General features: G+C 44.4%; 3 protein-coding genes. 1 reads left to right on the top strand and 2 read right to left on the bottom strand.

Annotated features, from left to right (window positions below; genetic code table 11):
• Both QEH53_RS23125 and QEH53_RS23120 read right to left on the bottom strand, forming a co-directional pair.
• The coding region (locus QEH53_RS23125; RefSeq protein WP_309025610.1) for a condensation domain-containing protein at window positions 1-4,612 on the bottom strand (4,612 nt) is incomplete at its 3' end.
• 378 nt (window positions 4,613-4,990) lie between these two features.
• Window positions 4,991-5,932 carry a class I SAM-dependent methyltransferase gene (locus tag QEH53_RS23120; RefSeq protein ID WP_309025609.1) on the bottom strand — a complete coding sequence of 314 codons (942 nt, stop codon included), beginning with the start codon at window positions 5,930-5,932 and terminating at the stop codon, window positions 4,991-4,993.
• Window positions 5,933-6,016: 84 nt separating this feature from the next.
• Between QEH53_RS23120 and QEH53_RS23115 the strand changes: the two genes are divergently transcribed.
• Window positions 6,017-6,844 (top strand): IS5 family transposase, encoded by an 828-nt coding sequence (locus QEH53_RS23115; protein ID WP_309025611.1) that lies wholly within the window; start codon window positions 6,017-6,019, stop codon window positions 6,842-6,844.
• The last annotated feature ends 90 nt before the right edge of the window (window positions 6,845-6,934 follow it).

Genomic DNA, 6,934 nt, shown 5'->3' with positions numbered 1-6,934 from the left:
AGTGATTGAGGGCGTTCCGGTGCTCTATCAGCACGCCCTTTGGCCTGCCCGTGGATCCCGAGGTGTAGATGCAGTAGATCAGGTCCGACGGAGAGGAATCACATTCCAAATTTTCTGTCAGCTCGTGATACAAGGTGTCATCAGTAAGATTCAAGAGCGTACCGCCAAACATGGAATCATGTATACGATCACTATCAACCAGTATGAGTTTCAAGCCAGCATCGTTTAGCATAAAGTGAATCCGTTCATCAGGATAATCTGGGTCGATTGGCAAGTAGACACCACCGGCTTTCATGATTGCTAATATGCCGACCAACATTTCTACAGAGCGATCAACACACAACGCGACCAGTTGATCTACTCCAACATCATGTTCTTCGCGCAGAGTCCAAGCTAGACGATTTGCCCGTTCGTTAAGTTCATTATAGGTCCAAGAATCTCCTTCAAACTCAATAGCAGTCTTATCAGGGTGATTAAGTACCTGTTTTTCAAACAACCGGTGTATCAGCGTATTGTCAATATAAGCTTTTTGCGCTCCTTGAAACGAGCCTAACAGAAGCCGCCTTTCCGACTGCGTTGTAATGTTCAATTCATTAATCGTATGACCTGGATGCCCTACAAGCACATTTGTTATATCTACAAAACGTTCGGCTAGTGCTATGATGGTTTTTCTCTTAAATAGGTCGGTATTGAAATAGATTACACCTTCGAGACAATCCCCTTCCTCAATAAACTCAAAGGTCAGGTCAAACTGGCTAGCTATAGAAGAAAGTTTAAAAACCCCAAGTTGAGCCGTTCCCAACAACATATCGCCGCTTTGTAGCATTTTTGTATTCTGAAGCACAATCATGATATCGAAAATTGCCGAACGACTAAGGTCACGCTCAACAACAACATCCTCTACCATCCTTTCAAACGGATAAATATCATGCTTGTACATCTCGTAGACTTCCTCACGAATATCGTCTAATAGTTCGCTAAAACTCATACCCTCAGCACAAGCCAAACGCACAGGAATCGTATTCACGAAAAGGCCAATAATTTCCTCAATTTCAGGTGTACTTCTGCCAGCAACTGGAGTGCCGATGATGATGTCGCTCTGCCCACTATAGCGTACTAAAAGGGAATACGTGAGCCCTAATAAACCCATAAACAATGTTGCTCGCTTCTCTTGACACAAAAAACCGAGTTTATTAACTGTTTTTGCATCAATTTTAAAGTTCACCCTGTCACCATTGAAAGTTTTCACGGGTGGACGGCAATAATCGAGTGGTATATTGAGTACAGGCAGCTCGCCACTCAATTTGGATATCCAGAAATCACGATGCTTTTCGAACCCCGTCGAGCCAAGCAATTGATTTTGCCAAGCAGCATAGTCTTTGTATTGAACCGGTAGTTGCTTGCATCTAACGGATTCCCCATTGACAAGCTGCCGGTAGTACCCAAGCAGCTCTTCGAGGAATAAATGAGACGACCAACCATCGTTAATGATGTGATGAGCATGAATCAGCAACACAGACCGGTCCTTCTCGACAACATACTGTTTTACTTTGAATAGCGGCCACTTTGAGAGGTCGAAAATCGAATTTAGCTCTTCTCTTAGTAGCTCGTCTAAAGAACGTTTATGTTCTTTGAGAACGATTCTCTCAATAGTAACCGACAAACCTTCTGCACTTAGTACCTTTTGCCGGGGAAAACCCCTGTTTTCGACAAAAACAGTTCGCAACATTTCATGCCGCCTAATAAGCAGTTCAAAAGCACTCTGTAGAATTACGCAATCAACATATCCATTAACTGAAAAAGCAAAAGGCGTATTGTAAGCCACGGACTCTCCCTCAAATTGAGAAAGTACCCACATTCTTTGCTGCGATGACGAAACCGCATAGTCCTCATCTTCTGCAAGCGGCTCTATCGGAGGCAAGCCTGGAATCGTTACTTCTCCCCTTGCTTTGCTATCTAAGCAAGCTGCCAATAACGCTATCGTTGGGTTCTCATAAAACTCATCAAAGTCAATAGATATTCCAATGTCACGGCGAATGCGCCCAAGCACTTGATTCGCCATTAATGAATGGCCACCTAATTCAAAAAAGTTGTCGCTTTCTTGGATGTCTGACTGTTTCAGGACTAACTCCCAAATTTGAATCAATTTAGCGGTCATCGAGATTTGGCTATCGATAAAACCTGCTAAGGCTTCAACCGTTGCAAAGTCATATATATCTTCGAAATCCAAATTTACTTGCAAACGCTTATTCAATGCATTAATAAGTTTGGTCGCTTTTAGCGAATCACCTCCTAGTTCAAAGAAACTATCAGCCTTTGAACAGATTGCAAGATTCAGAGTTTCAGTAAAAACCTTGGCAACTTGGCATTCCAACATAGACGCATCTTCTTCTGACACCACTGGTTGTTCGACATGACTTGCAACCTCACCAGCACCCCTTGCTTCATCAGTCAACGGCATATCACGCAACCAACAGCGATATTTATCGAATGCTGAACTAGGCAAATCAGCAATAAGCTGATTAGAGTAAATACTATGGAGTCTTTCCCAATTAACGTCTACCCCTCTGAGATAAGCCGTAGAAAACCATGACAAGACCGATGCTCTCGCACTTTGATCTTCATCAACCAAACAATGAGTAAACGCATCATTTTCGTACACGTTTGTCAGTAGCCTTGTTAGGTCATTCGTTCCTCCAACTTGAACAAATCCCAAAAAACCGTGCGAACGTTCGCGGTTTATCAGTTTTTTCACTCGATTCTCTAGGTCATTTAGCACTACTTCTGATCCAGTGAGTATATGTGCAGCTAGATCTGCATCCATCTCTGATGTGCCCTCTATAATGGATTTAACGACTACGCCCAAACCAAGTGGCAATACATTTTCGGTCGAAAGGCCCAAATCGGACAACATCTTAAACAACGCATATTGGAAACGGAATGCCCGACTTCGCTCGTTATCTTCTTGAAAGAAAAGAGCAAAGTCATTGTAAGCACTTTCGAAAGCACTGAATCCAGAACAGAATCGCTCTACGGTTTCTAGGCTGATCTTTGGCTCGGACAACAAATAAATCACTTTACCAAAGGGTTTCAATTCCTCATTGCAGTGCTCTACTAAACCAGAAGCTAAAGCTTGAGCCAAAACCGATTTGTTTTCAGCAACCACGCTAAACCGATGCATATAGTGAGCTCTTCCGACATTGAGAGTGTAGCTAAAGTCAGTTAAGCTTTTGCATTGCTCGCTGGCTACATAGTTGTGCATTGAGTGTAGATTTTTGGCCAGCGCACCTAGTGAGTGGGAACTAATGTTGAATAGATATGGTCCCTCGCATTCAGCAAACTGTCCGTCATTTTCAACCTCGTCGGCTTCCTGCAGGATCACATGGACGTTTGTACCACTTGCACCAAGCGAGGTGACACCCGCATATCTCTTTGAATTTTCAGCCTCCCAATGCTTTGTTTCCCGGTTAACATAAACTGCCGAGTTTTCAAAATCTATTATTGGATTCAATTCTTGGCAATGCTGTGTCGGAGGGAACATTTTACTCTTCAGCGCAAATACCGCCTGCACCAAACCCGCGAGGCCCGAAGCGTTATAACCATGGCCGATAGCGGATTTGACCGTTGAAAGTGCACAAAAACGACGACTCTTAGTGAGATCACGAAATGCTAGATTAATACCCTCAATCTCCAATGAATCTCCCAACTGCGTGCCTGATCCATGTGCCTCTATATAACCAACATCGCTTGGATTTATTCCACCTTTACGCCACGCTGATTGAATAACATTTGCTTGTGAAACACTATCGGGAGCCGATGGACTAGCCGAACGGTTCGAATTATTATTCACTGCGACACTCTTTATAATAGCGTGGATATTGTCCCTATCGGCAACAGCATCTTCCAAACGCTTAATTAAAATGGCTATCGCCATTTCCCCACAAGACATGCCATCTGCATGGGCTGAAAACGCACGAGAACGACCATCGCCAGACGCCTTAATATACTCACTATCTATATCGGCATATGGAAAGATGATTAGGTTCGAAGAGCAGACTAATGCCGCATTAGTGTCCTTCAAAACAAGCTCGTTACACGCTAGATTCAAAGCAACCAGACTTGATGAGCAAGAAGTATCTACTATCAGGGCATTCCCGCGAAAACCAAACTGCCGCGACAAACGAGTCGCGATAAATGCCGGCGAATTACCAGAAACCATAGTTCCGGTAAATTCATCTGCAAGCTTATAGTACTCTGGAAATACATCCGTCACGAATATAGACGTGTTGGAATCGTGCAAACGATCACCCCCGTAACCCCCATTTTCTATGGCCTCATGGCATACTTCCATTAGTATTCGTTGATTGGGATCTAAAATTTCCGCCTCAGCCTTCGAAATACCGAAGAACTTGTAGTCAAACTTGTCTACATCTGAAAGATACCCCATCTCTCGGTACGGTCTATTTCTTTGTAAAGCAGTATCTTTTATGCGCTCTCCGGAGATCGAGGTAATACAATCAACTCCGTTGTACAAATTTCGAAAAAGCTCATCTAGATTAGAAGCTTTGGGAAATCGACCCGCCATACCAACTATCGCAATATCATTTCTCATTATCTTGTAATTCTTTAATTCCTAAGAGGTTGAACTCACGTCAAGCTCAACCTTTCCACGAAACACAGCAAACACGTCACACTAGGCCCACCGTAACAATGGCTGTTGATAACATGTGTTTCAATTCCATCCCAGCAAAACACACACTCTATCGGGAAAAAATGGAAATTTGCCATTTGCGAAAACCCTGTGGGGTTTGCTGTAGGGGACTCAAAAGGAAAATGCACACTTCATCAAAACCAGGACCTTCCAGAACAGGTTAAAAAACACTTCCAGAGCAAAAACACATTCATAGAGCACAGATGAGAGTCCAGTCACTACTTTCACTATTTATATTCTACACCGAAAGACGACTCATCGCATTCCAACATGTTTTCATCAATATTCATCCACAGAACCTCCGCTATCACCCTCTTTGGTGCCCTTTAAAAGGGTACATTCAACGTGAAGATCTCCAAATACCTCGAATCGTTCTATGAGCCGAAAACCAAACACACTCTCCTGCACAGGGAAGCAACGACCTAAAAACACTAGATATACTTTCAATTCGTGCGCACTATCCATCTGAGACAATCTCTCAAATACTTCCATGAAAACCTTATCCTCAAATGGCTCCCAAAAATACAATATCATATTTTCCCCAGGAAATTCAAACTGCACTGCGTCTACACAATGTATTTCAATAGAGCTACAGCGTTGCTCATTTGATTTGAATATTTTTACATTTTCCTTTGCAATTTCACATAGAAAAGATGACACCTCAACACCTTTTATCTTTTTAAAGGGACATGTCGAAGCTAAGAGCAAATTTCGCCCCATTCCTGATCCCATATCTATAAATACGAAATCTTCCAAAACTGATTCATGTTTTCTTAACTTAGTCAGTATTTGCGTAAAGACCTGAACGGGCGTCGGAACGTATCGAAAACATTCTGTCATGCGCTCTTCAGCCACGAATTCGGGAAGCTCAGCTTGTTGGTAGATCAGGCTCGTTCGGGTTCCATAGTTCGTATCAAAATCCTCCCCCAACTCGTACTCTCTTAAGGTATTGTCAAAATCATTATTAACCACGCTGCTTAATAAAGTAATTAGATCTAATGCAGAATAATCTTGAGAGTACATGTAATTTTTAATTAAGACCCTGCAATTTCGAGCCACCATGGAGTCTATGTCAGTGAGTGCGTTTTCGGAAATTTCAATTAAACGTTCCTTTTGTGCCATCCGGTCCCTCCCTTCTAGAATGTACGCTTGCCTAAGCTTGATTTCCTCATAGACCTTGCGAAAAACGTTTATACTATTTTTTTTATTGTTTTCTATCATCTTCCGTTGTTCCAGAATTACAGGAATTCACCTAGGCTATATGGACAAAATATATAAATCCGTAAGTTTCTCTCTTGCAATGTGATGCGCTTCCTGTATCCATATAACCATGTCAGCAAACAAGGCCGACTCAATGCCCTCGGGGATTCGCGAGGAGCTAAAAAAATTAACAACGCTCACCGCGAAGAGGTGAGCGGCCGTCGCGGGCGCCCTCACGCCAAACTCGACTCCACGTTGGACGGCATTTGGTGGATACTATGCACCGGAGCCATGTGGAACCAGCTGCCCGAGCGCTACGGCAAACACAACAGCGTCTGGCGATGCTACCGTCGCTGGTGCGGCAGCGGGCTTTGGGACTGGGCCCTCGAGAGGCTTGCCCTGAGGCATCGGGACTACTCGGTCGCGGTCATGCTCGACGCCACTCACGTGAAGGCTCACCAGGACGCCTGCAGGCATTCGTTAGACGCTGAGGATCAGAAGCTTGGAAAGACCAAGGGAGGACGAAACAGCAAGCTATCCGCGGCCGTGAACACGGTGGGCCTTGCGTTGTCGCTCAAGCTGGTGTGCGGCAACGAGAACGACTGTACCTGCGCTGTGGATACGCTGGAAGGGCATGTGGACGGGAACCTGGTCCTCGCCGACAAGGCCTACGACACCAACGCCATCCGCGCCTACATTCAGGGCTTGGGAGGCGTAGCCGTAATCCCTCCGAAGGCGAACCGCAAGGACCCGCCCGAATACCATTCGGGAATCGGAAAGCTCAGGCATAGGGTCGAAAACTTCTTTTGCAGGATTAAGCGCTATAGAAGAATCGCCACCCGCTACGACAAGCTGCCCGTAACTTATATGGGTTTCGTAACCCTCTGCTCATTAATCGAATGGATCAAATTCGATTTTGTCCACACAGCCTAAGAGACTGTCTAATAAGTCGCGAGAACAGCATTTTTTGTGTCTTCCCGTTCTTTGCTTGCGCTCTTTTCTAACGAGATCCCCACTACAGGG

Origin of the sequence: Pelagicoccus sp. SDUM812002 (assembly GCF_031127835.1) — a bacterium.
Lineage (GTDB): Bacteria > Verrucomicrobiota > Verrucomicrobiia > Opitutales > Opitutaceae > Pelagicoccus.
Note: the sequence above shows the minus strand (reverse complement) of the source record. Positions and strands in the feature narration are given on the sequence as shown.

Coding starts and splice junctions, on each gene's coding strand:
- QEH53_RS23120 (WP_309025609.1), bottom strand. CDS start 5,932: ATGATAGAAAACAATAAAAAAAATAGTATAAACGTTTTTCGCAAGGTC.
- QEH53_RS23115 (WP_309025611.1), top strand. CDS start 6,017: ATGCGCTTCCTGTATCCATATAACCATGTCAGCAAACAAGGCCGACTC.